The sequence below is a fragment of the Cryobacterium sp. MLB-32 genome (assembly GCF_000738085.1).
Classification (GTDB): Bacteria; Actinomycetota; Actinomycetes; order Actinomycetales; family Microbacteriaceae; genus Cryobacterium.
Map to the genome: position 1 here is coordinate 1 of NZ_JPRS01000333.1, position 787 is coordinate 787.

A 787-nucleotide genomic window follows, 5' to 3' on the forward strand; every position below is an offset into this window, starting at 1 on the left:
TCGGTGAGGAGGTCGAGCTCCGTCGTCGGCTCCTCCGCGACGACGACGGGAATGCCGGCCTTTCGGCGACGGTCCTGGGCCTCTTTGAGCTTGTTGAGCGGCATCACGAACACGAAGTACACCACGGCGGCGATGAGCAGGAAGTTGATGATCGCTGCGATGACGGCACCGAGGTGCATGGTGGACTCATTCGCACCGGACCGTAAAACGATGGGCAGCGCCTCCGCCAATGTTTTGGCGTCGAACATCGCGGCGATCAGCGGGTTGAAGATGTTGGTCACGATGGACGTGACGACGGCGGTGAACGCCGTGCCAATGACCACGGCAACCGCGAGGTCGATCACGTTGCCGCGCATGATGAATTCTTTGAAGCCTTTAAGCATGGTGGAGCTCCCGATCAGGTGAAGGTTAGGATGCCGCGGAGGCGCTGGATCCGGAACTTGTGCCGGTCGATGGCTTGGCGGCGGGAGACGACGTCTCCTTCTTCGTGGGGGTGCTGGAGGCACTGTCCGACTTGGCGGGCGTCGAGCTGTCGCTGGACTTATCGCCGGACTTTTCGCTCGGCTTGCGGTCGAGGTTGGGGTTCGCGCGCTTCGAATCCGACTTCGAGTCGTTGCTGTAGAAGCCGGAGCCGCTGAACGTCACGCCGATGGAGGAGAAGACCTTGCGGAGCTTGCCCTCGCACGTGGGACACACCGTGAGCGAGTGGTCTGTGAAGGCCTGCTGAATGTCGAACGCGGTGTCACACTCGGTGCAACGGTAGGAATAGGTAGGCACGAAATCTCCA

2 protein-coding genes are annotated in these 787 nt (G+C 61.4%); both read right to left on the reverse strand.

What is annotated here, in order from left to right:
- Positions 1 to 383: large conductance mechanosensitive channel protein MscL (mscL, locus tag JF66_RS18285; RefSeq protein WP_035880262.1), on the reverse strand; the 383-nt coding region annotated here is incomplete at its 3' end.
- A 25-nt stretch (positions 384 to 408) separates the two neighbouring features.
- Positions 409 to 787, reverse strand: a 379-nt coding sequence (locus JF66_RS18290) for an FmdB family zinc ribbon protein (RefSeq protein WP_369798064.1), incomplete at its 5' end; no start/stop codon positions are given.